The 26,476-nt window shown below is 63.8% G+C and carries 20 protein-coding genes; 10 read left to right on the top strand and 10 right to left on the bottom strand.

The window, feature by feature from the left end:
• Window positions 1-10: 10 nt before the first annotated feature.
• The 3 genes from lpdA to aceE are packed head-to-tail and all read right to left on the bottom strand — an operon-like array spanning window position 11 to window position 6,285.
• The gene (lpdA, locus tag WJU18_RS21590) at window positions 11-1,849 is read right to left on the bottom strand and encodes a dihydrolipoyl dehydrogenase (RefSeq protein WP_423455571.1); all 1,839 of its coding nucleotides are present in this window, start codon (window positions 1,847-1,849) and stop codon (window positions 11-13) included.
• Window positions 1,850-1,860: 11 nt separating this feature from the next.
• Entirely contained in the window at window positions 1,861-3,558 is a 1,698-nt protein-coding gene (gene aceF / locus WJU18_RS21595) for a dihydrolipoyllysine-residue acetyltransferase (protein WP_423455573.1), read from the bottom strand.
• A gap of 12 nt (window positions 3,559-3,570) precedes the next feature.
• Window positions 3,571-6,285 (bottom strand): pyruvate dehydrogenase (acetyl-transferring), homodimeric type, encoded by a 2,715-nt coding sequence (gene aceE / locus WJU18_RS21600; RefSeq protein WP_423455574.1) that lies wholly within the window; start codon window positions 6,283-6,285, stop codon window positions 3,571-3,573.
• A 194-nt stretch (window positions 6,286-6,479) separates the two neighbouring features.
• Between aceE and WJU18_RS21605 the strand changes: the two genes are divergently transcribed.
• The 3 genes from WJU18_RS21605 (at window position 6,480) to folD (ending at window position 10,627) form a co-directional block, all read left to right on the top strand.
• Window positions 6,480-9,017, top strand: a complete 2,538-nt coding sequence (locus WJU18_RS21605) for a PAS domain-containing sensor histidine kinase (RefSeq protein ID WP_423455576.1) — start codon at window positions 6,480-6,482, stop codon at window positions 9,015-9,017.
• The gene (locus WJU18_RS21610; protein ID WP_423455578.1) at window positions 9,014-9,640 is read left to right on the top strand and encodes a response regulator transcription factor; all 627 of its coding nucleotides are present in this window, start codon (window positions 9,014-9,016) and stop codon (window positions 9,638-9,640) included. Before WJU18_RS21605 ends, WJU18_RS21610 begins: the two co-directional genes overlap by 4 nt.
• A gap of 132 nt (window positions 9,641-9,772) precedes the next feature.
• Window positions 9,773-10,627: a bifunctional methylenetetrahydrofolate dehydrogenase/methenyltetrahydrofolate cyclohydrolase FolD gene (folD, locus tag WJU18_RS21615; protein ID WP_423455580.1), complete on the top strand. Its 855-nt coding sequence runs from the start codon at window positions 9,773-9,775 to the stop codon at window positions 10,625-10,627.
• A gap of 37 nt (window positions 10,628-10,664) precedes the next feature.
• Here folD and WJU18_RS21620 read toward each other — a convergent pair whose 3' ends face one another.
• Complete coding sequence (locus WJU18_RS21620; RefSeq protein WP_423455582.1) at window positions 10,665-11,660, bottom strand: Bug family tripartite tricarboxylate transporter substrate binding protein; 996 nt, start codon at window positions 11,658-11,660, stop codon at window positions 10,665-10,667.
• A gap of 72 nt (window positions 11,661-11,732) precedes the next feature.
• The gene (locus tag WJU18_RS21625) at window positions 11,733-12,944 is read right to left on the bottom strand and encodes a M20 aminoacylase family protein (RefSeq protein ID WP_423455584.1); all 1,212 of its coding nucleotides are present in this window, start codon (window positions 12,942-12,944) and stop codon (window positions 11,733-11,735) included.
• Between the two features lie 95 nt (window positions 12,945-13,039).
• Here WJU18_RS21625 and WJU18_RS21630 point away from each other — a divergent pair, with 95 nt between their 5' ends.
• The 3 genes from WJU18_RS21630 to WJU18_RS21640 all read left to right on the top strand — a co-directional run bounded on the left by WJU18_RS21630 (window position 13,040) and on the right by WJU18_RS21640 (window position 16,944).
• Window positions 13,040-13,918 (top strand): LysR family transcriptional regulator, encoded by an 879-nt coding sequence (locus WJU18_RS21630; protein WP_423455586.1) that lies wholly within the window; start codon window positions 13,040-13,042, stop codon window positions 13,916-13,918.
• A gap of 272 nt (window positions 13,919-14,190) precedes the next feature.
• Window positions 14,191-16,221, top strand: coding sequence for a M3 family metallopeptidase (locus WJU18_RS21635; protein ID WP_423455588.1), 2,031 nt, complete (start codon window positions 14,191-14,193; stop codon window positions 16,219-16,221).
• Window positions 16,222-16,302: 81 nt separating this feature from the next.
• Window positions 16,303-16,944, top strand: coding sequence for a glutaredoxin family protein (locus WJU18_RS21640; RefSeq protein ID WP_423455590.1), 642 nt, complete (start codon window positions 16,303-16,305; stop codon window positions 16,942-16,944).
• Window positions 16,945-16,988: 44 nt separating this feature from the next.
• On the opposite strand, the gene rpiA is transcribed toward WJU18_RS21640, so the two are convergent.
• Window positions 16,989-17,678: a ribose-5-phosphate isomerase RpiA gene (rpiA, locus tag WJU18_RS21645; RefSeq protein ID WP_423455592.1), complete on the bottom strand. Its 690-nt coding sequence runs from the start codon at window positions 17,676-17,678 to the stop codon at window positions 16,989-16,991.
• A 55-nt stretch (window positions 17,679-17,733) separates the two neighbouring features.
• On the opposite strand from rpiA, the gene WJU18_RS21650 reads away from it, so the two are divergent.
• The 3 genes from WJU18_RS21650 (at window position 17,734) to WJU18_RS21660 (ending at window position 20,578) form a co-directional block, all read left to right on the top strand.
• On the top strand, window positions 17,734-18,804 hold the full coding sequence (locus tag WJU18_RS21650) for a quinone-dependent dihydroorotate dehydrogenase (protein ID WP_423455594.1): 1,071 nt from the start codon (window positions 17,734-17,736) through the stop codon (window positions 18,802-18,804).
• 82 nt (window positions 18,805-18,886) lie between these two features.
• The gene (locus tag WJU18_RS21655) at window positions 18,887-19,219 is read left to right on the top strand and encodes a thioredoxin family protein (RefSeq protein WP_423455596.1); all 333 of its coding nucleotides are present in this window, start codon (window positions 18,887-18,889) and stop codon (window positions 19,217-19,219) included.
• A gap of 138 nt (window positions 19,220-19,357) precedes the next feature.
• Window positions 19,358-20,578 (top strand): MFS transporter, encoded by a 1,221-nt coding sequence (locus tag WJU18_RS21660; RefSeq protein WP_423455598.1) that lies wholly within the window; start codon window positions 19,358-19,360, stop codon window positions 20,576-20,578.
• A gap of 16 nt (window positions 20,579-20,594) precedes the next feature.
• On the opposite strand, the gene WJU18_RS21665 is transcribed toward WJU18_RS21660, so the two are convergent.
• Together WJU18_RS21665 and WJU18_RS21670 are read right to left on the bottom strand one after the other, a co-directional pair.
• On the bottom strand, window positions 20,595-22,004 hold the full coding sequence (locus tag WJU18_RS21665; RefSeq protein WP_423455600.1) for a phenylacetate--CoA ligase family protein: 1,410 nt from the start codon (window positions 22,002-22,004) through the stop codon (window positions 20,595-20,597).
• Between the two features lie 251 nt (window positions 22,005-22,255).
• A complete protein-coding gene (locus WJU18_RS21670; protein ID WP_423455602.1) occupies window positions 22,256-23,581 on the bottom strand; it encodes an NAD(P)/FAD-dependent oxidoreductase in 1,326 nt (441 codons plus the stop codon).
• Between the two features lie 81 nt (window positions 23,582-23,662).
• On the opposite strand from WJU18_RS21670, the gene WJU18_RS21675 reads away from it, so the two are divergent.
• Window positions 23,663-24,919 carry a cation:proton antiporter gene (locus WJU18_RS21675; RefSeq protein WP_423455604.1) on the top strand — a complete coding sequence of 419 codons (1,257 nt, stop codon included), beginning with the start codon at window positions 23,663-23,665 and terminating at the stop codon, window positions 24,917-24,919.
• Between the two features lie 16 nt (window positions 24,920-24,935).
• Here the strand turns inward: WJU18_RS21675 and rnhA are convergent, their stop codons facing one another.
• A complete protein-coding gene (gene rnhA / locus WJU18_RS21680; protein ID WP_423455606.1) occupies window positions 24,936-25,367 on the bottom strand; it encodes a ribonuclease HI in 432 nt (143 codons plus the stop codon).
• A complete protein-coding gene (locus tag WJU18_RS21685; protein WP_423461068.1) occupies window positions 25,364-26,170 on the bottom strand; it encodes a class I SAM-dependent methyltransferase in 807 nt (268 codons plus the stop codon). Before WJU18_RS21685 ends, rnhA begins: the two co-directional genes overlap by 4 nt.
• Window positions 26,171-26,476: the final 306 nt, after the last annotated feature.

Raw genomic sequence — 26,476 nt, forward strand, 5'->3', positions numbered from 1 at the left:
AAGACAAGCGTTATTTGCGTTGCGGCGGCACATCCGTGCAGCTGCCGTGCGCCACTTCCGCCGCCATGCCGATGCTTTCGCCCAGCGTGGGGTGCGGATGGATGGTCTTGCCGATATCGACGGCGTCAGCCCCCATCTCGATGGCCAGCGCGATCTCGCCGATCATGTCGCCTGCATGCGTGCCGACGATACCACCACCAAGGATCCTGCCGTGGCCGTGGGCTTCAGGGCTGTCGTCGAACAAGAGCTTGGTCACGCCCTCATCGCGGCCGTTGGCAATCGCACGGCCCGAGGCGTTCCAGGGGAACAGGCCCTTCTTCACCTTGATGCCCTGGGCCTTGGCCTGATCTTCGGTCAGGCCCACCCAGGCGACTTCTGGATCGGTATAGGCCACGCTCGGAATCACACGGGCATTGAACGCGCTGCGCGCCAGCGCCTCATCGCCCTTGAGCTCGCCCGCGATCACCTCGGCGGCCACATGCGCCTCGTGTACCGCCTTGTGCGCCAGCATGGGCTGGCCCACGATGTCACCAATGGCGAAGATGTGCGGCACGTTGGTGCGCATCTGGATGTCGACGTTGATGAAGCCGCGGTCCGTGACGGCCACGCCTGCTTGATCAGCACCGATCTTCTTGCCGTTGGGACTGCGGCCCACGGCCTGCAGGACCAGATCGTAGGTTTGCGGCGCGGGAGCGCCCTCCCCCTCGAACGTGACCTCGATACCCGCCTCGGTCGCCTTGGCGGCCACCGTCTTGGTCTTGAGCATGATGTTGTCGAAACGCGGCGCGTTCATCTTCTGCCACACCTTGACCAGGTCGCGGTCGGCGCCCTGCATGAGGCCATCGAGCATTTCAACTACATCGAGCCGCGCGCCCAGGGTGCTGTACACCGTGCCCATTTCCAGGCCGATGATGCCGCCCCCCAGAATGAGCATGCGCTTGGGCACTTCCTTGAGCGCCAGTGCGCCGGTGGAGTCGACCACGCGCGGATCTTCCGGCATGAAGGGCAGGCGCACAGCCTGCGAGCCGGCCGCGATGATGGCGCGCTTGAACTGCACCACCTGCTTCTTGCCGGTTTTCTCCTGTCCGTTGCCGCTGGTCTCTTCAATCTCAATGTGGTTCGCGCCGACAAAGCTGCCGTACCCGCGCACCACCGTCACCTTGCGCATCTTGGCCATGGCGCCCAGGCCGCCGGTCAGCTTGCCGATGACCTTTTCCTTATGGGCGCGCAGTTTGTCGATGTCGAGCTTGGGTGCGCCGCCGTAGTCGATGCCAAGCGCGGCCAGGTGGCTCACCTCGTCCATCACCGCAGCGACGTGCAGCAGCGCCTTGGACGGAATGCAGCCCACGTTCAGGCACACGCCGCCGAGCGTGGCGTAGCGCTCGATAAGCACCACTTTCAGGCCCAGATCGGCGGCGCGGAATGCGGCGCTGTAGCCGCCGGGGCCACCGCCCAATACCACCACATCGCAATCGAGATCGGCGCTGCCGCCATAGCTGGCCGCTGCCGGTGCAGGTTGCACGCTGCCGGATGAAGTTGCCGGTGCGGCAGCAGGTGCCGGCTCGGGGGCAGGCTTGCTTTCATTGGGCGCAGCCGGAGAAGCAGCGGCATCCGCGGCCTCCAGCGTCAGGATCACCGCCCCCTCGCTGACCTTGTCGCCCAGCTTCACAGCCAGCGACTTCACCACGCCCGCATGGCTGGAGGGGATTTCCATCGAGGCTTTGTCGCTCTCGACGGTCATCAGGCTTTGCTCCTGCTTCACGGTGTCGCCGGGTTGAACCAGCAACTCGATGATGGCGACTTCCTTGAAGTCGCCGATATCGGGCACCTTGATCTGAATTTCATTCATCGCCAAGCCCCTTACAGCAGCACGCGACGGAAGTCGCTCAGGATCTGGCCGAGATAGGCATTGAAGCGCGCGGCCGCGGCGCCGTCGATCACACGGTGGTCCCAGGTGAGCGAGAGCGGCAGCATCAGGCGCGGCTGGAAAGCCTTGCCGTCCCATACCGGTTCGGTGGTGGAGCGGCAAACGCCCAGAATAGCCACCTCGGGCGCATTGATGATGGGCGTGAAATAACGCCCGCCGATGCCGCCCAGGCTGCTGATGGTGAACGTGGCGCCGCTCATGTCGGCCGGACCCAGCTTGCCATCGCGGGCCTTCTTGGCCAGCTCGCCCATTTCCTGGCTGATCTGCAGCACGCCTTTCTGGTCGGCGTTCTTGATGACGGGCACCACAAGGCCATTGGGCGTGTCGGCGGCAAAGCCGATGTGCCAGAAGTTCTTGTAGATCAGCGCGTCGCCGTCCAGGCTCGAGTTGAACTCAGGGAATTTCTTGAGCGCCGCCACGCAAGCCTTGATGAGGAAGGCCAGCATAGTGACCTTCACGCCGCTCTTTTCGTTTTCCTTGTTCGTCGAAACGCGGAAGGCTTCGAGATCGGTGATGTCGGCATCGTCATGGTTGGTGACGGCCGGGATCATCACGGCGTTGCGCAACAGGTTGGCACCGCTGATCTTCTTGATGCGCGAGAGCTCCTTGCGCTCGATCGGACCGAACTTGGCGAAGTCGATCTTGGGCCACGGAATCAGGCTCAACTCACCGCCTCCCGTGACGCCACCGCCCGCCGGTGCAGCCACACCCTGCGCCTTGGTGCGCGAGGTGCCAGCCATCACGGCCTTGGTAAAGGCTTGTACGTCTTCCTGGGTGATGCGGCCCTTGATACCGCTTCCCTTGACCTCTTCCAGCGGCACGCCCAATTCGCGGGCGAACTTGCGCACGCTCGGGCTGGCATAGGGCAGACCGACCGGCGGCTTGGTGGGATCGTGCGCGGCTTCGCCCGCCTTGCCCGCCACGGGAGACGGCGAGGCTTGAGACGATGAGTTTTGAGGCGGCGATGCCGGCGCGGAAGCCGCGGCAGGCTTTTCCTCGCTGGCGGCGGACGCGGGCGCAGGAGCCGGAGCGCCTGCCGCGGGCGCCGCAGCGCCCTCCAGCACCGCCAGCAGATCGCCCTTGTTGATCTTGTCGCCCAGCTTGACCTTGAGCTCCTTCACGACGCCAGCAGCGCTGGAAGGGATCTCCATCGAAGCCTTGTCCGATTCGACGGTAATGAGGCTTTGCTCCACCTTCACGGTGTCTCCAGGCTGGACGAACACCTCGATCACGGCGAGATCCTTGAAATCACCGATATCAGGCACGTACACCTCCACCGGACCGCTGGCAGCGGCCTGCGGCGCTGGCGCCGAGGCCTGAGCAGCAGGTGCGGGTGCAGGTGCGGCCGGCGCCGATGCGGGAGCAGGAGACGACTCGGAAGCCTCTCCCGCGCCTTCCGCCTCCAGCAGCAGCACGACTGAGCCCTCGGCCACCTTGTCGCCCAACTCGACTTTCAACTCCTTGACCACGCCCGCCGTGCTGGAGGGAATCTCCATGGAGGCCTTGTCGCTCTCGACCGTGATGAGCGATTGCTCAGCCTTGACCGTATCGCCCGGCTTGACCAGCAGCTCGATGACCGCCACTTCCGCGAAGTCGCCAATATCAGGGACTTTGACTTCCACCAATGCCATGTTCGTCCCCTCTTAGGCGTACAGCGGGTTGATCTTGTCGGCGTCGATGCCGTATTGCTTGATGGCGGCCGCGACGCGGTCCATCGGCAGCTTGCCTTCGTCGGCCAAAGCGCGCAGCGCCGCTACCGTGACGTAGTGGCGGTTGATCTCGAAATGCTCGCGCAGGCGGTAGCGGAAATCGCTGCGGCCGAAACCGTCGGTACCCAGCACCTTGTAGGCACGGCCCTTGGGAATGAAGGGACGGATCTGCTCGACGTAGTTCTTGATGTAGTCGGTCGAGGCGATGACCGGACCCTCATGGGGGTTCAACTGCGTGGTAACGAAGGCTTCGCGCTGCGGCTCCGTGGGGTGCAGCAGATTCCAGCGCTCCACGTCCTGGCCCTCACGCGCCAGTTCGTTGAAGCTGGGGCAGCTCCAGACATCAGCAGCCACGCCCCAGTCCTTCAGCAGGAGGTCCTGCGCGGCAATGCTTTCGCGCAGGATGGAACCGGAGCCCAGCAACTGCACGCGGGGTGCGTTGCCAGTGGCCTCGGCCGAGGGCTTGCACAAGTACATGCCCTTGATGATCTGCTCTTCGGTGCCTTCGATCAGGCCCGGCATGGCGTAGTTCTCGTTCAGCAGCGTCAGGTAGTAGAAGACGTTGTCCTGCTTTTCCACCATGCGCTTCAAGCCGTGATGCAGGATCACGCCCACTTCGTGCGCGAAGGTCGGGTCGTAGGTGATGCAGTTGGGAATGGTGCCCGCCAGGATATGGCTGTGGCCGTCTTCGTGCTGCAGGCCTTCGCCATTGAGCGTGGTGCGTCCGCTGGTGCCGCCCAGCAGGAAGCCGCGCGCCTGCATGTCGCCGGCCGCCCAGGCCAGATCGCCCACGCGCTGGAAGCCGAACATGGAGTAGTACACGTAGAACGGCATCATGATGCGGTTGCTCGTGCTGTAGCTCGTGGCCGCCGCGATCCAGCTGGACATGCCGCCAGCTTCGTTGATACCTTCCTGCAGGATCTGGCCGTCCGTGGCCTCCTTGTAGTACATCACCTGGCTCTTGTCGACCGGCGTGTAGTTCTGCCCCTTGGGGTTGTAGATGCCGATCTGGCGGAACAAGCCCTCCATGCCGAAAGTGCGCGCCTCATCGACCAGGATGGGCACGACGCGGGGGCCGAAAGCCTTGTCACGCAGCAACTGGGTGAGAAAACGCACGAAAGCCTGGGTGGTGCTGATCTCACGCCCTTCGGCGGTCGGCTCGAGCACGGCCTTGAAGGTATCGAGCGACGGGATGGTGAAGCTCTCGTCGGCCTTCACGCGGCGGTGCGGGAGGTAGCCGCCCAGCGCCTTGCGCCGCTCGTGCAGATAGCGCATCTCCGGCGTGTCCTCCGCCGGCTTGTAGTAGGGCAGCTTGTCGAGTTCGCTGTCGGGCACCGGGATGTTGAAGCGATCGCGGATATAGCGAATGTCTTCGTCGGAGAGCTTCTTGGTCTGGTGGACGGTATTGAGCCCCTCGCCGGCCTTGCCCATGCCATAGCCCTTCACCGTCTTGACCAGCAGTACGGTCGGCTGGCCCTTGTGGTTGTAGGCCGAATGGAAGGCGGCGTAGACCTTCTCGGGATCGTGGCCGCCCCGGCGCAACTCGAAGATCTCGTCGTCGGTCATGTGCTCGACGAGCTTGGCGGTCTCGGGGTATTTGCCGAAGAAATGCTTGCGCACGTAAGCGCCGTCGTTGGCCTTCATGGCCTGGTAGTCGCCGTCCAGCGTTTCCATCATCACCTGGCGCAGCTTGCCGGACTTGTCGCGTGCAAGGAGTTCATCCCAGCCCTTGCCCCAGATAAGCTTGATCACGTTCCAGCCGGTGCCGCGGAAATCGCCCTCCAGCTCCTGGATGATCTTGCCATTGCCGCGTACCGGGCCGTCCAGCCGCTGCAGGTTGCAGTTGATGACGAAGATCAGGTTGTCCAGGTTTTCGCGTGCCGCCAGGCTGATGGCGCCCGTGCTCTCGGGCTCGTCCATCTCGCCGTCGCCCAGGAACACCCAGACCTTGCGGTTGGAAGTGTCGGCAATACCGCGGGCATGCAGGTATTTCAGGAAACGCGCCTGGTAGATGGCCATCAAGGGGCCAAGGCCCATGCTGACGGTGGGAAACTGCCAGAAACCGGGCATCAGCTTGGGATGCGGGTAGCTGGAAAGGCCCTTGCCGCCTACTTCCTGGCGGAAGTTCTCCAGTTGATCCTCGGTGATACGGCCTTCCAGGAAGGCGCGGGCGTAGATGCCGGGGGCGCTATGGCCCTGGATGTAGAGGCAATCGCCGCCATGGCCTTCGCTCTCGGCATGCCAGAAATGGTTGAATCCGGCGCCCCACATGCTGGCCAGCGACGCGAATGAGCCGATGTGCCCCCCCAGATCGCCGCCATCCTCAGGGTGCAGGCGGTTGGCACGCACGACCATGGCCATGGCGTTCCAGCGCATATAGGCGCGCAAGCGCTTTTCGATGGCGATATTGCCGGGGCAACGCGCCTCGTGCGTGGGCTCGATGGTATTGACATAGCCCGTGGTAGCCGAAAACGGCAGGTCGATGCTGCTCTGGCGGGCGGTTTCGAGCAGTTGCTCGATCAGGAAGTGCGCGCGTTCAGGGCCCTGTGTTTCGATCACGGCGGACAGCGCGTCCGTCCATTCGCGGGTTTCCTGTTGATCGGCATCGGCAGGCGAAACGTTGCCGGGCGCATTGGATTCTGCGGACATTTCGTCGTCTCCTCAATCAGTGGCGTTCAGCCATTGTGTACGAAGTGCGCATCGTCCCACAAACATGTCTTTTTTTCAAGTAATGAATGTATTTTTCATATTAAGGAAAATGAACCAGGCTCGCGCCTGAAAACCAAAAGAAAAGGAAGACATGCCCACAGGGACTCACCCTTGTCGCCTACACTGCAAAATTCATGCAGTCCTCACCTCTTTCCACCAGTAGCGAAAACACCACTTCGGCCTCGCCGGCGTGGTGGTTGCTGATGTCGCCGCAAAGCCGCGAACGGCTTATTCACTTCGCGCCACTGGCCGCGGTGCTGTTGTTCCTGGCGGTCATTGCCTCGGCGTTCTGGTATTTGCGGCTCGAAGAGATGCACCGCGAGCAGGAAGCGGTCAAGCGGGATGTCGAATACGGCCAGCAGCGCCTGCGCCTGCGCCTGATCGAACGCCAGGAGCAGTTGATGCGGCTGGCGCGCGATGTATCCAATCGCGAGTTGAGCGCCTCGCACTTTCTCATCCGGGCCGAATCGCTGGTCGCCCAGAACCCGGAACTGCTTTCCATCAGTTGGATCGATGACCGCCGCAAGGTGATCGCCATCCAGGCGTCCGTCAGCGTGTCCGATCAGCGCGACTGGATGGATGGCAACGTGCTCAAGGCCGGCGATGCCGAAGCCGGCTACGGCCTGGCGCGCGACCTGCTGCAGCCGGTGTACTCCCAGCCCATCACCGCCAAGGGCAGCGAGCCCATCCTGCAGCTGCATGTGCCGCTGACCTTGCGCGGCAAGTTCTCAGGCGAGTTGCTTGCGGAATACAGCGTGGATGGCCTGCTGCGCTATAGCGTTCCCTCGGAAGTCCTGGCCAAGTACGCCGTCGCGCTGCTGGACGCCAAGGGCGCGCTGCTCGCGGGCCAGAGTATTCCGGATCGCCCTGGGCTTTTCTCCAAGCGCCTGCCCTGGGCAGGCAAGGTCAACGAATACGAAAGCCCTGTCTCCCCCGTCGGCAACGGGCTGGTGCTGCGCGCGCAGGCCTGGCGGACCTCCCAGGGTGTGGTGGGCGGCGCCCTTTTCTGGCTGGTGGCGGTGCTGGCCGCCATGACCACCTGGATGCTGATCGCCAACTGGCGCCAGTCGCAACGCCGCCAGCAGGCGCAGTTGGCGCTGCAGGCCGAGACCAGCTTTCGCCGCGCCATGGAAAACTCCATGCTCACCGGCATGCGCGCGCTCGATCTGCAGGGGCGCATCATCTATGTGAATCCCGCCTTCTGCCAGATGACAGGCTGGAGCGAAGATGAGCTCATCGGCCAGTCGCAGCCGTTTGCCTACTGGCCCTCCGACGACCGCGAAACCCTGGCGGTGCGCCTGGAAGAAGAACTCGGCGGCTCCGCCGACCCCGCAGGCTTCCAGATGCGCGTGCAGCGCAAGAACGGCACGCAGTTCGACGCCCGCCTGTATGTCTCTCCCCTGGTGGACGCCACAGGCAAGCACAGCGGCTGGATGGCCTCGATGACCGACATCACCGAGCCCAACCGGGTCCGGCGGCAACTTTCGGCCTCCTATGAGCGCTTCACCACGGTGCTGGAAGCGCTTGATGCCTCGGTATCCGTGGCGCCGCTGGGCAGCGAGGAGCTGCTGTTTGCCAACAAGCTGTACCGGCAGTGGTTCGGCACCACTACGGAAGGCCACCTCAAGCTGGTGGTGCGCGGCGGTACGGCAGAAACGCAGCTGAGCGACGAAAGCCTGGATACCGTCGACTCCTTCGCCGGCCTGCCCATGCACAGCGTCGCCGCCGCCGCCAACGTGGCCGAGCATGCCGAGATCTACATCGAGCGCCTGGACAAGTGGCTTGAGGTACGCTCGCGCTATCTGAACTGGGTGGACGGCCGGCTGGCGCAGATGGTGATCGCCACCGACATCACCGTGCGCCGCCAGGCCGAGGAACTGGCCGCCGCGCAGGCCGAGCGCGCACAATCCGCCAGCCGCCTGATCACGATGGGGGAAATGGCCTCCAGCGTGGCGCATGAACTGAACCAGCCGCTCACCGCCATCAGCAACTACTGCACCGGCATGATCTCGCGCATCCGCAACGGCAGCATCAGCGAGCAGAACCTGCTGGATGCGCTCGACAAGACCGCGCGGCAGGCGCAGCGCGCAGGCCAGGTGGTGCAGCACATCCGCAGCTTCGTCAAGCGCAGCGAACCCCGCCGCCAGTTGGCCGAGGTATCGCAGATGATCGATCAGGTGCTCGAGCTGGCCGAGATCGAGATGCGCCGCCGCCAGGTGCGGCTCACACGCCAGATCGCGCCCAAGCTTCCGCCCTTGCATGTGGATCCGATCCTCATCGAGCAGGTCCTGCTCAACCTGATCAAGAATGGCGCCGAATCAGTGGATGCCGCGCATCGCGCCCCGGCCAACCGGCTTGTCGAGCTGCGCGTGGTGCCCTGCGTGGTGGACGGGCATCAGGCCGTTCAGTTCAGCGTGACCGATTCCGGCAAGGGCCTCTCCGCCGAGGCCCTGGCACGCCTTTACGAGGCATTTTTCTCCACCAAGAGCGAAGGCCTGGGCATCGGCCTCAATCTCTGCCGCTCCATTGTCGAGTCCCATCAAGGCCGGATCAGCGCCGAGAACCTCTACAATGCCGGGCAACCGGTGGGCTGCCGGTTCACCTTCTGGATTCCGGCCGGCCCGATCCAAGATATCACCCGCATGGGCGACAACGTCAAAACCATCGCATGAATCTGATCCCCAAGAGAGGAACCGTCTACGTCGTCGACGATGACGAAGCCGTACGTGACTCCGTGCAGTGGCTGCTCGAAGGCCAGGACTTTCGTGTACGCTGCTTCGAATCAGCCGAAGCCTTCCTGTCACGCTACGACCCGCGTGAAATAGCCTGCCTGATCGTCGACATCCGCATGGGCGGCATGAGCGGAATCGATCTGCAGGACCGGCTGGTCGAGCGCCAGTCGCCGCTGCCGGTGGCCTTCATCACCGGCCACGGCGACGTGCCCATGGCGGTGGACACCATGAAGAAAGGCGCCATGGATTTCATCCAGAAGCCCTTCAAGGAAGACAAGCTGGTGCCTCTGGTCGAGCGCATGCTGGAACAGGCCCGCGCCGCCTTCGCCGAGCACCAGCAGGCCGCCAACCGCGATGCCCTGTTGTCCAAGCTCACGGGCCGCGAAGCCCAGGTGCTCGAGCGCATCGTGGCCGGCCGCCTGAACAAGCAGATCGCGGACGACCTCGGCATCAGCATCAAGACCGTGGAAGCGCACCGCGCCAACATCATGGAGAAGTTGGGCGCCAATACCGTGGCTGACCTGCTCAAGATCGCTTTGGGGCAGAACGCACCAAAAGCCTGACTCTGTCTCCCTCGCCCTCTGGGAGAGGGTTGGGGTGAGAGCAAGCAGCGCCACCTCACTAACGCCCCTCACCCCGCCCCTCTCCCGCAAGCGGGAGAGGGAGAATATCGGGCCCCATCCGGAGAACACCCCATGACCGCACAAATCATCGACGGCAACGCGGTTGCCAAGCAATTGCGCGCCGAAGTAGCGCAGCGCGCCGCCACCCTCAAAGCCAAGGGCATCACACCCGGCCTGGCCGTGATCCTCGTCGGCGAGGATCCCGCCAGCCAGGTCTACGTGGGCAAGAAAGTGCAAGCCTGCCAGGAAACCGGCCTGCACTCCGTGCTCGAGAAATACGACGCCAGCCTGAGCGAAGCCGCGTTGCTGGAACGTGTGGAAGCGCTCAACCAGGATCCCGCCATCCACGGCATCCTGGTCCAGTTGCCGCTGCCGGCCCATATCGACGCGCACAAGGTCATCGAAGCCATCTCCCCGGCCAAGGACGTCGATGGCTTCCACGTGGCCAGCGCCGGCGCGCTCATGACCGGCATGCCCGGCTTCTGGTCGTGCACACCCTATGGCTGCATCAAGCTGCTGGAGAGCACCGGCATCGACCTGCGCGGCAAGCATGCCGTGGTCATCGGCCGCAGCAACAACGTGGGCAAACCCATGGCCCTGATGCTGCTGCAAAAGAATGCCACCGTCACCGTCTGCCATAGCGCCACGCAGAACCTGAAGGCCCATACGCTGCAGGCCGATGTGATCGTCGCCGCCGTCGGCCGCCGCAACACCCTGACGGCCGACATGGTCAAACCGGACGCCGTGGTGATCGACGTCGGCATGAACCGCAACGAGCAAGGCAAGCTCTGCGGCGACGTCGATTTCGCAAACGTGAAGGAAGTCGCCGGCTGGATCACGCCCGTCCCCGGTGGTGTCGGCCCCATGACCGTGACCATGCTGATGGTCAATACCGTCGAAGCCGCCGAGCGGGTAGCCGCCGGCTGAAGCCGCTCCTACATATCACTGGTCCGTGGATGCGAACTCACTCGCGCATGTTCGCGAACTTGACCAACTCCGCATACTTGGCCATGTCTTCACGCATGATGCGCGTCAGATCCTCATCCCCCTTCGCGGGCAGCGAGCCCCCCTCTTCCAGGCGGCGCTGATAGGCCGGCTCGGCCAAGCCCGCCTTGAGCGCCCCCCGGATCTTCTGCCCGATATCCGCCGGCAAGCCCTTGGGCGCCGCCAAGGCGAACCAGCCAGTAAGCTCATAGCCCTTGAGATGCGCGTTTTCACCCAGCGCAGGCACTTGCGGCAGCGTGGGAAAGCGCTTGGCGGAGGTCACGCCCAGCGGAGTGATCCGGCCGGCTTTGATGAAAGGCGCCGCGGCCGTGGGAGAAACGATCGCGAAATCGAGCGCTCCGCCCACCAGATCGCTGGTCAGCGCCGCCGTGCCGCGATAGGGAATATGAACCATGTGCACACCCGCACGCTGCTTGATCAACTCGCCCGCGAAATGCAGGGTTGAGCCGACACCTGAACTGCCATAGCTGTACTTGCCAGGGTTGCGTTTGAGCAGCGCGACGAACTCTTCGATGTTCTTTGCCGGGACGTTCGGGCCAGCCGCCAGCATCACCGGTGCATTGGCCACCAGGCCCAGTGGCGTGAGATCCTTGAGCGGGTCGTATTTCTGCGCGGGATTCACAAGGCCTGTGGCGGCCATCTCGTTGCTCGATCCCACCAGCAGCGTGTAGCCATCGGCCGGGCTGCTGACCACGCGCTGAGCAGCCAACACGCCCGCTGCACCGGGGGCGTTGTCGATAACCACCGTGCTGTTCAGCTTGGCTGTGAGTATGTCAGCCACCACACGGGCAGCCATGTCCACCGAGCCGCCAGGCGCGTAGCCCACCACGATCCGGATCGGCTTGGACGGATAGGGTGCCTGTGCCATCGCGGGCAGAGCCGATGCAACAACCGCAGCACCCATGGCTATCAGCCCCAAGCGGCGCGTGCAGGAAAGAGAGCGGTGGAAGTTCATGGTCAAGTCCAAAAGTGAAGGGAAAGATGGGAGTTGCCCGTCATGACACAACATCTGTCTCGAAGGCACGCGTCATACCGCCAGGAAACGCCGCACCAGCTGCACCCAGTAGCTCGCGGCCACGGGAAGGATGGCGTCGTTGAAGTCATAGCCAGGGTTGTGCACCATGCAGCCGCCAGTGGCGTGGTGATCTCCTTCTCCATTGCCCACGATCAGGTAGCTCCCGGGGCAGTGCTCGAGCATGAAAGAGAAGTCTTCACTGCCCGTGAGTGGCTGCAGCGGCGGCAAAAGACCGTCCTCGCCCAGCCAATCCTGCGCTACCTGGCGAGCAAACGTGGTGGAGGCTGGGTCATTGACCAGGGCCGGATAGCGCCAGTGGTAATCCACTTCCGCCTTCACCCCGAGCGTAGCTGCCTGCGACTGCACCAATGCGGTGATGCGTTCACGCAGCATGGCCCGGATCTCGGGCCGGTATGCACGCACGGTCAAGCGCATCTCCACGGTCCCCGGGATCACGTTGGGCGCGTCGCCACCGTGGATGGCGCCCACCGAAATCACGGCCATATCGCGCGGGTCCACATTGCGCGACACAATGGTCTGCAGCGCGACGATGATGTGGGCGGCCGCCACCACCGGGTCGGCAGCCAGATGCGGCGAAGAGCCGTGGCCGCCCTGTCCCCGTACAGTCACGATGACTGAATCGGATGAGGCCATGAACGGCCCCTCCTTGAAGCCGAACTTCCCGACAGGAAAGCCCGGCATGTTGTGCAGCGCGAATATCGCGTCGCAAGGAAAGCGCTCGAACAGCCCGTCTTCCACCATGCGGCGGCCGCCGCCCAGACCCTCCTCGGCCGGCTGGAAAATCAGATGCAGCGTGCCATCGAATTGGCGCTCTTCCGCGATACAACGTGCTGCCGCCAGGAGGATGGACGTATGGCCATCGTGGCCGCAGGCGTGCATCTTGCCCTGCACCTGGCTGGCGTAGGGCAAGCCCGTGGCCTCCTGAATCGGCAGGGCATCCATGTCCGCGCGCAAGCCCAGCCTGCGCGAACCGCTGCCCAAGCGCAGTGTGCCCACCACACCGGTGCCCCCCAAACCCCGATGGACTTCGTAGCCCCATGCCGCAAGACGCTCAGCCACAAGGTCGCTGGTCTTGAACTCCTCGAATGCCAGTTCGGGGTGGGCATGAATCTGGTGGCGCAATGCCACCATCTCTGGCGCGGCATCGCGTACGGCGGGCAGGACCTTGTCCAGGGCAGCAGCTTGATCGAGGGAAAACGTCATAGGTGGCGCAGTCTAGAAACAGGTAGCTCTTGCCGACAGACAGGCCATGCCTTTCCAAGAATGGTTTTTCCTTTCTCCCACTGATAATGCAGGGTATGAAAGTGCACCAACTGCGATACCTTTCGGTCGTGGCGTCGGAAGGCAGCATCCGCGCGGCGGCGCGGGCGCTGGGGGTCACACAGGCCACGGTCACCCAAGGTCTTCGCGAACTCGAAGCCCATGCGCAAGTGGCCTTGCTGACACGGCATGGCGGCGGGGTAAGCCTCACGCCCGCGGGGCTGGATCTGGTGGCACATGCCCAGCGGGTACTTTCGCAGCTTCGCCAGGCCGAGGACACCCTCGCCCGGCATCGTGATTCGGCGACACCTCAGCGCCTGTCCATTGGCATCACGCCCTGGGTGGCGCAAACCTTGATGCCGCGCACCGTTCCAGTGTTCCGGCAGTCACTGCCTCATGTGCAGCTTGAGATGTTCGACGGCCTTTCCGCCCTGGCCTATCCCCGCCTGCGGGAAGGCAGCCTTGATCTGATGATCGGCCGCATCGCGTCCGACACCACCATGCAGGGGTTGCAAGCCCTGCCGCTGTGCTCCTACGAAATGACCGTGACGGCGCGGCGTGGGCACCCGCACGAAAACGCCAGCTCGATCATCGAACTGCTGGAAGACGACTGGATCTTGAATTTCACGCCCGGCGAACAGGCCACGCTGATGGACAACCTGTTCAGCCAGCATGGCGTCGCACCGCCGCTCCACCACGTGCATCTGGCCCATTCAGCCTCCTTGATGCTCACCATGGTGCAGCGCACGGACATGCTCACCTTTGCCCTTGGCCTCTGGTGGAAACCGATGGCCTCAGGCACACCCTGGCGGCCCTGCAGCTCAAGGAACGCTTCCGCCCTCACGAAGTCGGCATTCTGCGGCGCGCCCACGAAGCCCCAAGCCCCGCAGCCACACGCTTCATCGAGCTATTTTTGACCGAAGTGCAGGCGTGGGTCCGCTCAGACGACCCGCAATTGCGGCGTGTGCTGCACTCGGTTGATTTGCTGGACCAGCCGCAGTGGGTATCGTGGTAAAAAACAGCCGCGTGCTCCGCGCCACCTCACTTGATCGGCACTTGATCGGCATTTGGATGGCGAGCTTGCTACTTGCTATATTGAGCAATCATTTACCGGGCTGGACGCTGGAAATGAGCCGGTATACCGTTTTCCGGCTTGACATCCGCCGCCCCCGCCCTCAGCTAATCCTCCATGGCCAATCCTCTACTCAACTTCACCGACCTCCCCCTGTTCGACCAGATCCGCCCCGAGCATGTGGCGCCGGCCATCGACCAGTTGTTGGCCGAATCAGAAGCCGCCTTCGAAGCGGCCGTGGCCCCAGATCTGCCCGCTGATTGGAATACGCTTGCGCGCACCCTGGATGTGGTGACCGAGCGCCTGGGCCGCGCCTGGAGTGTGGTCAGCCACTTGAACGCGGTGATGGACACGCCCGAGCTGCGCGCCGCCTACAACGCCGAACTGCCCAAGATCACCGAGTTCTGGACGCGCATGGGCAGCGACGAGCGTCTTTACGCCAAGTACAAGGCGATTGACTCTGCCGCCCTGAACAGCGAACAGCGCCAGGCGCTGAAGAACGCGCGGCGCAATTTCGTGCTGGGTGGCGCTGAGCTGCGGGACGCCGCCAAGGAGCGCTATGCCGCCATTCAGGAGCGCATGGCGGCGCTGAGCCAGAAGTTCAGCGAAAACGCGCTGGACGCCACGGACGCCTACGCCTATTACGCCAGCGAAGCCGAGGTAGACGGCCTGCCCGCCGACGTGAAAGCCGCCGCGCGCGCCGCTGCGGCGGCCGATGGCCAGGAGGGTTACAAGCTCACGCTCAAACTGCCCAGCTACCTGCCCGTGATGCAGTTCGCGAACAATCGTGCTCTGCGCGAGCGCCTTTATCGCGCCTACGCCACGCGCGCCTCCGATCAGGCTGAGGGCGATGGCGCCAAGTTTGACAATGCGCCCTTGATCCGCGAGATCCTGGCGCTGCGGCGTGAGGAAGCCGAGTTGCTGGGCTTCGCCAATTTCGGCGAGGTGTCAGTCATGCCCAAAATGGCCGAGTCTCCCACGCAGGTGATCGAATTCCTGCGCGCGCTGGCCGTGAAAGCCAAACCCTTTGCCGAGCGCGACGTGGCCGATCTGCGGGATTTCGCCAGGAAAGAGCTGCAATTGGAGGATCCTCAAAGCTGGGATTGGCCCTACATCGGCGAGAAGCTCAAGGAAGCGCGCTACGCTTTCAGCGAACAGGAAGTGAAGCAGTATTTCCAGGCGCCGAAGGTGCTCCAGGGCCTGTTCAAGATCGTCGAAACCCTGTTCGAGGTGGCTATCCGCCGAGACACCGCGCCGGTATGGCACCCTTCGGTAGAGTTCTACCGCATTGAGCGCGACGGCAAGCTGCTTGGCCAGTTTTACCTCGATCCCGGCGCACGGGCGGGCAAGCGCGGCGGCGCCTGGATGGACGACGTGCGCGCCCGCTGGCTGCGCCCTGACACCGGCAAGCTGCAAACGCCCGTGGCCCAACTGGTGTGCAACTTCGCGGAAGGCGTGGACGGCAAGCCGCCCCTGCTCACCCATGACGATGCCACCACCTTGTTCCACGAGTTCGGCCACGGCCTGCATCACATGCTCACACAGGTGAACGAGCATGATGTCTCGGGCATCAGCGGCGTCGAATGGGATGCCGTGGAACTGCCGAGCCAGTTCATGGAAAACTTCTGCTGGGAATGGGATGTGCTCAAGCACATGACAGCCCATGTGGATACGGGCGAGCCGCTGCCGCGCGCACTCTTCGACAAGATGACCGCCGCCAAGAACTACCAGGCGGGCATGCAGACCGTGCGCCAGATCGAATTCGCGCTGTTCGACATGCTTTTGCACACCGAGCACGACCCCGCTCAGGATTTCCAGCCCTTGCTGGATGCCGTGCGGAAAGAGGTCGCGGTGACCGAACCTCCGCCTTTTGCGCGCACGGCCCAAACCTTCAGCCACATCTTCGCTGGCGGCTACGCGGCGGGCTACTACAGCTACAAGTGGGCGGAAGTTCTCTCTGCCGACGCCTACGCCGCTTTCGAGGAAACCGCTTCTCCGGAGGGCACCCCGAGCGTGGAAACCGGGCGCAGGTACCGCCAGGAGATCCTGGAAGCCGGCGGCAGCCGCCCGGCCATGGAATCATTCAAGGCTTTTCGTGGCCGGGAACCCAGCCTGGAGGCGCTGCTGCGCCACCAAGGCATGGCTTGAAACCAACGCCTGGGCCTCCAGGAGAGATATTGAGAAGAAGGTATTCACGCTCGGGGGTCATTTTCAGGAACAATGCTGCTGATGAATATCCGTCATTCCTGGACGATGGGCCTCACCGCGCTCCTGCTGGCCGGCGCAGCCCAGGCACAGCTGTACCGCTCGGTCGGCCCCGATGGGCGCGTCACGTATTCTGACAAGCCCCCTGCAGCCAACACCTCTACGAACGGCGCGGGGGCGGCGCCCGCCAATCGCGCGGGCTCCGGTAACGCGAGCCTGCCCTACCAGCTCCGGCAGATTGCCGAACGCTATCCCGTCACGCTCTACGCGAGCACGGATTGCGCGCCGTGCAACAGCGGCCGCAACCTGCTGGTAAACCGTGGCGTGCCGTTCACGGAAAAAACCATTTCCACCAATGACGACATCCTGGCGTTGCAGCGGCTGACGGGCCAAGGCAGCAATGTGCCCCTGCTCACCATCGGCCGCCAGCACCTCCAGGGGTACTCGGATGCCGACTGGAGCCAGTATCTGGATGCCGCCGGCTACCCCAAGACCTCTCAGTTGCCCAGCAGCTACCAGCGCCCCGCTGCGACGCCGATGGTGGCCGTGCAGCCCGCGCAGGCGGCTGGCTCGCCAGCGTCGGCCTCCGCCCCGGAAGCCGCTCCCACGGACCCCAGCGTGGCACCCACGCCAACGGAAACGAACCCTACGGGCATCCGGTTCTGATCCGAAAGGGGCGGATTTCAAACCCGCCCAATGCACCCAAACCCTCAGTACTGGATCGTGCGCACACCCTGCGCCGTGCCCAGCAGGCACACCGCCGCTTTCTGATGGGCAAACACGCCTACGGTGACCACGCCGGGCCATTGATTCACGTCAGACTCGAATGCCAGCGGGTTGCCGATCCGAAGGCCATGCACGTCGAGTATGTGCTGGCCGTTGTCGGTCACCAGGGGGGCGCCGTCCTTGAACCTCAGTTTCGCCTGCCCGCCCAGCGCCGCAAACTGCCGTATGAGGCGGTTCGCGGCCATGGGAATGATTTCCACCGGCAGCGGAAAGGCCCCCAGCGTCTCCACCAGCTTGGACTCGTCGGCGATGCACACGAAGCGGAGAGACTGCGCGGCCACGATTTTCTCCCGCGTGAGCGCTGCCCCGCCGCCCTTGATCATGCAGCCACGGTGATCGATTTCATCGGCGCCGTCAATATAGACGCCGATCTCCTCCACCTCGGTGCAATCCAGCACCGGAATACCCAGCGCCTTCAGCCGCGCCGTGGAAGCTTCCGAGCTGGATACAGCACCTGGGATCTGGTCTTTCATGGTGGCCAGCGCGTCGATGAACTTGTTGACCGTGGAGCCTGTGCCCACGCCCACGATCTGCCCTGGTTCCACGTATTTCAGCGCGGCTTGCCCGACCATGGTCTTGAGTTCGTCTTGTGTGGGAGCGTGAGGTGATGGCATTTGCGACAATTCCGGATGTTGTTGCTCGAATACTGCTCGAAAGAAGAATTATCCAATGCCTCTTTTGCCCTACGGGCTGGCTCGCCCATTTCTCTTCCAACTTGACCCGGAAACCGCCCATGAGCTCACCCTGGACGGGCTCGCACGCACTCAGGGAACGCCTTTTTCATGGGCCTGGTGCAATGGCCGCGTGCACGATCCGGTCACCCTGGCTGGCCTGCAGTTTCCCAACCGCATAGGGCTGGCAGCCGGGCTCGACAAGAACGCCCGTGCCATTGACGCCTTTGCTGCCATGGGATTCGGGTTCGTCGAGGTGGGTACCGTCACACCCCTGGCCCAACCCGGCAACCCCAAGCCGCGGATGTTCCGCCTGCCACAGGCCCATGCCCTGATCAACCGCCTGGGCTTCAACAACGCGGGCCTGGATGCGTTCGTAAGCAACGTCAGAAACTCCCGCTTCCAGGCTCAGCGCGAGGCCAGTCCAGGCCCCGGGCGCATGATCCTGGGCCTGAACATCGGCAAGAACGCCGCGACGCCCATAGAGCGCGCCACGGACGACTACCTGACCTGCCTGGCCGGCGTATACCCCTATGCCGACTACGTGACAGTGAATATCTCGAGCCCCAATACCAAGAACCTGCGCGATCTGCAGAGCGATGCAGCGCTGGATGCCCTGCTCTCGACCCTCAAATCCCGCCAGGGCGAGCTCGCGGAGCAGCACGGCAAGCAGGTGCCGCTATTTCTCAAGATTGCGCCCGATCTTGACGAATCACAGATCCAGGCCATTGCCGACGCGCTTTTGCGTCACGCCATGGACGGTGTCATCGCCACCAACACCACGCTTTCGCGCGAAGCCGTCCAAGGTTTGCCGCACGCGGACGAATCAGGGGGTCTTTCCGGTGCGCCTGTGCTGGAAGCCAGCAATAGGGTCATCAGCCAACTGCGCGCGGCGCTGGGCCAGGATTTCCCGATCATCGGCGTGGGCGGCATCCTGAGCGGCACTGACGCGGTCGCCAAGATCCGGGCGGGCGCCGACGTGGTGCAGCTCTATACCGGCCTGATCTACAAGGGTCCGGGCCTGGTTGGCGAAATCGGAAAAGCGCTGAAGGCTGCCCACCGAAAGTAACGACGGAAACCGCGTTTCTGCCAAGTTCTGCAGAACGAGCCTCCTCCAGCAGGAAAGCAGCATTCCCCGCAAAATACGCCCCATGGCCTACACCCCTGACTTCACACCCGACATCCTGACCCCGGCACGAACCGAAGTGGATGCCATGCCTGGCCCGGTGGTGCTGGAATTCGGCACGGGCTGGTGCGGCCACTGCCGTGGTGCCCAGCCACTTATCGAGCAGGCATTGGGCGGCTACCCGCACGTGCAACACCTCAAGATTGAAGATGGGCCCGGCCGCCCCCTGGGGCGCAGCTTCAGGGTCAAACTGTGGCCTACATTGGTGTTCATGCGCGATGGGCAGGTCCAGGCGCAGATCGTCCGGCCCACGGATACGCAGGGTCTGAACGACGCCCTGCGGCAAATCACAGCGTAGGCGAGCTTGCCTGCGCCCGGCCGCATGCCACTACTGGGCAGCAGCCCTTTCTGGTCCACCGGCCGATGAAACACCGGCAGGCCACTATGATCGGCCTCCCCATCCCCCATCTTCTACGCCCTTTCATCAGGCCCCCTCATGTTCTCCTCCCTCAAAGGCCCGCATGTGCTGGGCATCACGCTGGCCGCCGCGGGCATCATGATGGTGACCATGGGTGCCCGGCAATCGCTGGGGCTGTTCGTCGGGCCGCTCAACACCTCCACGGGCTTAGGGCTGGCCACCATCAGTTTCGCGCTGGCGATCGGGCAATTCGTCTGGGGCGCCGTACAGCCGCTGGCCGGCGCCGCCGCTGACCGCTGGGGCCCTCGGGCTGTCCTGATCGCGGGTGTCCTCGTCCTGGCTCTGGGCTGCGCCATGACGCCGTTCATGCAATCGGGCTTCGGCCTGGCTGTTTCCCTCGGGCTGCTCGCCTCCATGGGCGCTGGCGCCGGCAGCTTCTCCGTACTGATCGGCGCGGCCGCGCAGCGCATGTCGCCTGAGGCTCGCGGCACGGCGTCGGGCGTGATCAATGCCGGCGGTTCGTTCGGGCAATTCGTGTTCGCGCCTGTCCTGCAAAAGCTGATCCAGTTGATGGGCTGGATGGGTGCCATGTGGTCGCTGGCAGTCATCGTACTGGCGGCGCTGCCGATGATCGGCAAGGTAACCAAGGGCAGCCAGGCCACCCACGCCGTGCACGCGAGCGAAGACACAGGCCTGCGGCAAGCACTGAAAACCGCGCTGGCCGACCGGAGCTACCTGCTGCTGCACGCGGGCTTCTTCACCTGCGGCTTCCACATTGCGTTTCTGGTCACCCACCTGCCGACCGAGGTGGATCTGTGCGGCCTGCCGCCTTCGGTGGCGAGCTGGTCGCTGGCGCTGATCGGCCTCGCCAACATTGCCGGCAGCCTGGTGGTGGGACACCTGGTGGGGCAGTACCGCAGCAAGATGATCCTGGCGATCATGTATGGCTCGCGTGCCGTACTGATCCTGTGGTATTTGATGATGCCGCGCGAGCCTTGGGTGTTCTATGTCTTCGCCGTGGGCCTGGGCTTCACCTGGCTGGCCACGGTGCCACCCACGGCGGGCCTCGTCGGCAAACTGTTCGGCGTGCGCTATTTGGGCACCCTTTTCGGGCTCACACTGCTCAGCCACCAGATCGGCGGCTTCCTGGGCGCTTGGCTGGGGGGCCTGGCGATCACGGAACTGGGCAACTACAACATCATGTGGTGGGCCGACATCGTGCTGGCGCTGCTGGCCGCCATCGTCAACCTGCCCATCCGTGAAGCCCGCGTGACGCGGCCTTCGCCCGCTGCCGCCTGAAACGGCGGCTGTACGCTCAGTTTGCCAGCATCACCCTGCAAGCCTTGCCGCTACGTCCCCGCGGCACTGCGCACCCGGCCTCACCCAGCACGCGGATGGGCTGGGCGCCCTGGGCAATGGCGAAGGCCTGCAAGGCCTCCCGGCAGCGCTCGATAGCCGCCTGCCCTTCTGCCCCCTCCAAGGCCACACGCAGCACCAAGGTGCCTTTCTCGCGTTGCTGCAGCTGAAAATCGAACACTCCGCACTCCTCCTCCAACACCGTGCACAGAGCCAGCGGCAACAGGCTCACCGACTGGCCGCGCTGGCGTCCCGGCACACGCAAGGTGTCGTCGCGCCGGCCCCTTACCTGAATCACGGGCAGAGGTGAACCGCAGGCGCAGCGCTCGGTGTGCAGGCAAATCTGATCGCCGAGGTCGTAGCGGATCAGCGGCTGCACGTGATTGACCAGATTGGTCAGCAGCACCGTATGCGAGGGCTTGCCAGGTGGAACAGGGCGATGGCGCTCATCCACCGGTTCCAGCAGCACCCAATCCTCGTTGAGGTGCAAGTGGCCTTGCGCGCACTCCCAGGCCATGGGCAAAAACTCGGACGTGCCGTAACTGCTCCGCACCGGCGCGCCGAAGGCCCGCGAGATACGGGCGCGCGCCGCCTGGCTTAGAGCTTCTCCGCCGGTGAGGACACAGCGCGGGCGTATGCGCAAACGGCCCTGTTCTGCTTCTTCCGCCAGCATGGCCGCCGCGCTGGGATAAGTGGCCAGCATGCTGGGGGCATAGTCATTGAGGGCATCCACCAAGGCCGCCGTGGGCTGTTGAATGCTGAAGCCCTTGGCGCTGGCACCGATCCAGGGATTGATCCGCCGCAGCCGCTCCATGCTGCACACGCTGGCAAAGTGCCCGCCGGTTGCGGTGACCAACGCATACCGGCTCCCCACTCCCATCAGCTCAAGCGGCGAGAACGCGCCAAAGGCTCCGACGCCGGGGCTGCGCATATGGTGGCGCACGGCCTCCAGCGCGTCGTATACCGCCAGGGCCTGCGCCTCTTGCACGAAAATGCCGGGCGAGCCGCTGGTGCCGGAGCTCTCCCACACCATGTACTTGCCCAGCCAAGGTTCGGCTACGCGCTCCGGGTCCGAGACAAACGCTTGCAAGCTCTCAAGATCCAGTTCAGGATCAGTCACCCAGTCCTGGAAACGATCCATCAACTCTCCGCGCGTCACCGGGGGCAAGCGCAGCCAATCGGCGGCGCCGATGCGGTTCTTCCCCAGGCGTTCGCGATACAGCGCCGAGCCGGCGTGCGCGACTTCCAGCAGACGAGCCAGCCGCTGCTGCTGCCGCGAAAGCAAAAGGGATGAAGGTGCGTAGCTGCCGGAAACCACATCCAGCGTGGCAGCCTGCAGGTGAAGCGGATCAAAGACCTGCCTCAGCATGGCAACCCCTGGCTCCGGTATTCGGGCTTGGCCGCGAGACCGGAAGAGGGTAAGCCCACAGTGCGGGAACAAGGCGTGGGAGCGGGCTCTCGATAAGACATTGGTTTGTCTCCAATACAGCCTCTCTCACCTCCTCGCACCTATTCAGCTATCTTGCCTGCTTTCTGTAAAGCTGCCGTTGATCCGACGCAATTCTTAAGCCAAATTGAAGGTTATCGCCGCCCGCAGCTGGCACAGCCTTACCACCTGCTTCAGTCTGCATTCATGATGTTTTCACCGCGCAGTGCGCCCATGTCGCGGATATTGAAGCGATGCCGTTTCCAGCCCGCATACGTGCGGCGAAAGTTCACGACAGATATGACGTAATACAACACCTTGAACATGAAGAGCGAGCGCCGGTAGGCCGCCCCGTGGTGAATATCCGCCCCCAGCAGCGACATCATCCCCTGCTTGACCTTGAACACATTCTTGGGATGCATGAACATGTCACGGATCGTCGGATTGGTCGCCCGGTAAATGAACCATGAATAATCGCGCGGCCCCACGCGCAGACGCTTTTCCAGCTCAGCGCGTGCCGCCTGCACGGCCTTGGGGCGATCCAGCGCCGTCTTGACCAGTTCGGCCCCATCGAAAGCGCCTTGCATCGCCAGGAACACACCCGACGAAAACATGGGATCGACAAAGGTAAACGCATCGCCCACCATCAGGTACCGCTCCCCCGTGGCGTGCGTGCTGGAGTAGGAGAAGTTGCCCGTGGCATGCACCCGGTCATCCACCAGCGTGGCGTCCTTCAGGCGGTCGTGCAGCTCTGGGCACATCGCGATAGTGTCGAAAAAATACTCCTTCAGCGGCTTGTCCCGCGCCTTGAGGTAGTACGCCCAGCACACGGCCCCCACGCTGGTAGTGCCGTCGGCCAGCGGAATGAACCAGAACCAGCCGTGCTCAAACCAGCAGATGCTGATATTGCCTTCGCGCTGGCCTTCCAGCCGGCGCGCATCGCGAAAATGCCCGAACAACGCCGTGCTGTTGTGGTCAGGATTCTTGTTCTTGCATTTGAACTTGTTGGCCAGCAGCGTGTCGCGGCCGCTGGCGTCCACCACGAAGCGGGTCCGCCAGGTGCGCCGGGAGCCATCGGCCAGGCGTGCCTGCACCGTGGCCCCATCCGCATCGAAATCCACCCCGGACACCTTGACGCCCTCCAGGGCCTGCGCGCCCACGCTGGCGGCGTTGCGAAAAAGAAGCTCGTCCAGCTCAGACCGGCGCACCTGCCAGGCCGACGCCTTGGAAGGGTCCCAGCCTTCGGCAAAATCGACATAGCTGCAGTAGTCCAGATCAGGCCGGACAAATTCGATGCCGTACTTGGGCATTCCGATTTTTTCCACCTGCTCGCGCACACCCAGCTTGTCGAACAGCGCCACGTTGCCGGGAAGGAGCGATTCGCCTATGTGAAAACGCGGATGATGATCTTTCTCCAGCAAAACCACGCGGCGGCCATCGCGCGCCAGCAGCGTTGCCATGGTGGAACCCGCCGGGCCGCCCCCAACCACCAGAACGTCGCATTCCTGATCAGCTTGCATAAGTAGTTCTTCCTCAGGCTCGCTCGCCCGGATGTTTATTGGAATATGAAATACTAAGGCATCGCTGGCTCTGACCAACCCATGATCCTCACACTGCTTCTGCTTCAGCTCACCGTCATTCTGGTCACGGCGCGGCTGTGCGGTCTGGCGCTGCGCGCGCTGGGCCAACCGATGGTCATCGGCGAGATGGCCGCAGGGATCGTGCTCGGCCCTGTCGTGCTCGGGCAGCTCGCGCCGCAATGGCACCAGCAGCTGTTCCCTCCGGCATCGCTGCAGGGGCTGTCCGCCCTGGCCAACGTGGGGGTCGTGCTTTTCATGTTTATCGTGGGCACCGAACTGCGAACCCCTGAAGGCAGCAAGGAACGAGGCAAACCCTTCGGTGCCGCGGGGTGGGTAGCGGGCTTGGGCATGCTGCTGCCCATGGCTTTGGGCATCACCATCGCACCGGCGCTCCATGAGAGCCTGGCGCCGCCCGGCGTGCGTTTCTGGCCCTTTGCCTTGTTCATGGGTGTGGCGCTCTCCATTACTGCGTTTCCGGTGCTGGCGCGCATTCAGAAAGACAAGGGCCTGAGCGGCACCCGTATCGGCCAGTTGTCGCTGGCCGCAGCCGGCATGGTGGATGCGTCGGCCTGGCTGCTGCTGGCCTTGGTGATCGCATTTGCCTCCGCAGGGGCAGGCCTGGAAGGCTTCCTGCGCATCGCCTTGGGGCTGCCTCTGATGCTGGCGGTGATTTTCCTGCTGATCCGGCCGCTGCTGGCCCGCCTACTCCGCACCCATGCCCCTGACGGCCGCCCCACGGCCATGATGCTGGCTGCGCTGGTGATCGGGGTGTTCGCCAGTGCCATGTTCACAGAGTGGCTCCACCTGCATGCCGTCTTCGGCGCCTTCCTTTTCGGTATCGCCCTGCCTCGCGACGACCGTCTTTCGCATGCGCTCCGGGAGCGCATCGAGCCGCTGTCGGTCGTCATGCTGATGCCGATCTTCTTCGCGATGGCAGGGCTGGGCACCAGCCCGGGCGCCTTTGGCAATGCGGCCCTGGGCATGCTCGTGTTGATCGTGCTGGCGGCCAGCGTGGGCAAGATAGCGGGAGCAGCCGCAGGCGCCCGGATGGGCGGCTACGGATGGCCCGAAAGCCTGGCGATCGGGGCGCTGATGAATTCACGGGGACTGATGGAGCTGATCGCCATCAAGGTAGGCCTGGACGCGGGCCTGATCGGCCCGGAGCTGTTCACCATGCTGCTGGCGATGGCCCTGATCACCACCGCGGCCACGACACCCTTGCTGTCGCTCATCGCAAGGTACAGGCCCGCGGCGGTCGATCGGGTGGCTTTACCGTAGGTCTTGGGCCTCTGCCTCAGGGCACGCCGCGGTTGGCCAGGGCATCGGCGCGCTCGTTGCCTTCATGCCCGGCATGCCCTTTCACCCAATGCCACTGAATCTGGTGCCCGCCTGAGCTCACCAGAGCGTCGAGTTTCTTCCAGAGATCGACATTTTTCACGGGCTGCTTGCTCGCGGTTTGCCAGCCCTTGGCTTTCCAGCCGTGAATCCATTGGGTAATGCCCTGGCGCACATACTGGCTATCGAGATAAAGATCCACATGGCAAGGCCGCTTGAGTGCGGCCAGCCCCTCGATCACCGCAGTCAGTTCCATGCGGTTGTTGGTGGTCTCCCGCTCGCCGCCGAACAGCTCTTTTTCATGATTGCCCGAGCGCAGCAATGCGCCCCAACCGCCTGGGCCTGGATTGCCCTTGCAGGCACCGTCAGTGAAGATTTCTATCTTGTTCAAAGTCTCTTTTCCGTGATCGTGGGAGCAGGCGCCGCGCGGTTGGCGATGGAGATGGGAGCTCCCACCACCGCCGGCGTCTTTTTCCATTGTTGCCCCACCAGTTTGGCACCATGGGTGCGCTTGACAGCCACGATGAAATACGCAGCGCCGAAAATCGGCCACCAGCGCTCACCCAGCCGGTCCATCCACCGGAAACGCGCCAGCGCGCCAGCACTGCGCACCGCGGGCCGGTAGCAACCGAAGCTGACCGACTCCAGCTCGAACTCCAGCAGATGCAGCCAATCGCGCAGGCGCCAATGGCTGATGAGTTCCTCCGCATCCGGCAGGTAGGAGCGCCCGCCGCCAAAGCGCCGGTAAAACCGCGCGCGCCGCTGTCGCAGCCCCCACAGGCTCGCCGGACTCAGGCCGGCAATAGCCACCCTGCCCTCATGCACGAGCACACGCTGCACTTCACGCAGCGCGGCATGCGGATCGCGGCTCTGCTCGAGGGTGTGCGGCAGCACCACCAGATCCAGGCTGCCTTCGACAAACGGCAACGCGGTAGCGTCAGCCACCACGGCGCAACGTGGCGCCATTGGCTCACGCCCATCCTCGCCAGATTTTCCGTCCTGCGCCGTGGCACCCTGTGCGGTTTCCAACGCCAGCCACCGATGCGGCATGCGATTGGCTTGCAAGGCGTTGACGTCGATCAGGCCCAACTGCAACGCGTGATAGCCGAATACGTCGGCCAGCGCAGCGTCGAACTGCGCCTGCTCCCAGGCCAGCAAATACTGGCCTGGCGGAGTTTGAAACCAGTCATGCAAGCCGGTCATGGCCTTTCATATTGTCGATGCTGAAGAAGCGCCACCTAGGGCCGCCTGCATTCTAGGCGGTTCACGGAACGGCCCCAGCAAGTCAAGGGAACGTAAACATATGTCGAAACTTGTTCCCTGACAGACTGTGGCTTGCGTACGCTCACCTGAGCCAACCTCCTGTTACCGGATGCCCCAAGACCGACGGTCATACTGATCCACGCGCCCCTCTCACCCCGGAGCCGTGAGCAATTCGCGGGCATGAAACTTTGCGGGCTACAGGCAGTCGCATACGCGCCCCTATTGGAAATGAGGTTT

The organism is Ottowia sp. VDI28, from assembly GCF_049532675.1.
Taxonomy (GTDB): domain Bacteria; phylum Pseudomonadota; class Gammaproteobacteria; order Burkholderiales; family Burkholderiaceae_C; genus Ottowia.

Bases quoted from the DNA above. Each gene is read 5' to 3' on its own strand.
- aceE (WP_423455574.1), bottom strand. From the start codon at position 6,285: ATGTCCGCAGAATCCAATGCGCCCGGCAACGTTTCGCCTGCCGATGCC.
- WJU18_RS21635 (WP_423455588.1), top strand. From the start codon at position 14,191: ATGGCCAATCCTCTACTCAACTTCACCGACCTCCCCCTGTTCGACCAG.
- lpdA (WP_423455571.1), bottom strand. From the start codon at position 1,849: ATGAATGAAATTCAGATCAAGGTGCCCGATATCGGCGACTTCAAGGAA.
- WJU18_RS21660 (WP_423455598.1), top strand. From the start codon at position 19,358: ATGTTCTCCTCCCTCAAAGGCCCGCATGTGCTGGGCATCACGCTGGCC.
- WJU18_RS21640 (WP_423455590.1), top strand. From the start codon at position 16,303: ATGAATATCCGTCATTCCTGGACGATGGGCCTCACCGCGCTCCTGCTG.
- WJU18_RS21670 (WP_423455602.1), bottom strand. From the start codon at position 23,581: ATGCAAGCTGATCAGGAATGCGACGTTCTGGTGGTTGGGGGCGGCCCG.
- WJU18_RS21655 (WP_423455596.1), top strand. From the start codon at position 18,887: ATGGCCTACACCCCTGACTTCACACCCGACATCCTGACCCCGGCACGA.
- WJU18_RS21625 (WP_423455584.1), bottom strand. From the start codon at position 12,944: ATGACGTTTTCCCTCGATCAAGCTGCTGCCCTGGACAAGGTCCTGCCC.
- WJU18_RS21675 (WP_423455604.1), top strand. From the start codon at position 23,663: ATGATCCTCACACTGCTTCTGCTTCAGCTCACCGTCATTCTGGTCACG.
- WJU18_RS21605 (WP_423455576.1), top strand. From the start codon at position 6,480: ATGCAGTCCTCACCTCTTTCCACCAGTAGCGAAAACACCACTTCGGCC.
- WJU18_RS21665 (WP_423455600.1), bottom strand. From the start codon at position 22,004: ATGCTGAGGCAGGTCTTTGATCCGCTTCACCTGCAGGCTGCCACGCTG.
- WJU18_RS21620 (WP_423455582.1), bottom strand. From the start codon at position 11,660: ATGAACTTCCACCGCTCTCTTTCCTGCACGCGCCGCTTGGGGCTGATA.
- folD (WP_423455580.1), top strand. From the start codon at position 9,773: ATGACCGCACAAATCATCGACGGCAACGCGGTTGCCAAGCAATTGCGC.
- WJU18_RS21610 (WP_423455578.1), top strand. From the start codon at position 9,014: ATGAATCTGATCCCCAAGAGAGGAACCGTCTACGTCGTCGACGATGAC.
- aceF (WP_423455573.1), bottom strand. From the start codon at position 3,558: ATGGCATTGGTGGAAGTCAAAGTCCCTGATATTGGCGACTTCGCGGAA.
- WJU18_RS21630 (WP_423455586.1), top strand. From the start codon at position 13,040: ATGAAAGTGCACCAACTGCGATACCTTTCGGTCGTGGCGTCGGAAGGC.
- rpiA (WP_423455592.1), bottom strand. From the start codon at position 17,678: ATGCCATCACCTCACGCTCCCACACAAGACGAACTCAAGACCATGGTC.
- WJU18_RS21650 (WP_423455594.1), top strand. From the start codon at position 17,734: ATGCCTCTTTTGCCCTACGGGCTGGCTCGCCCATTTCTCTTCCAACTT.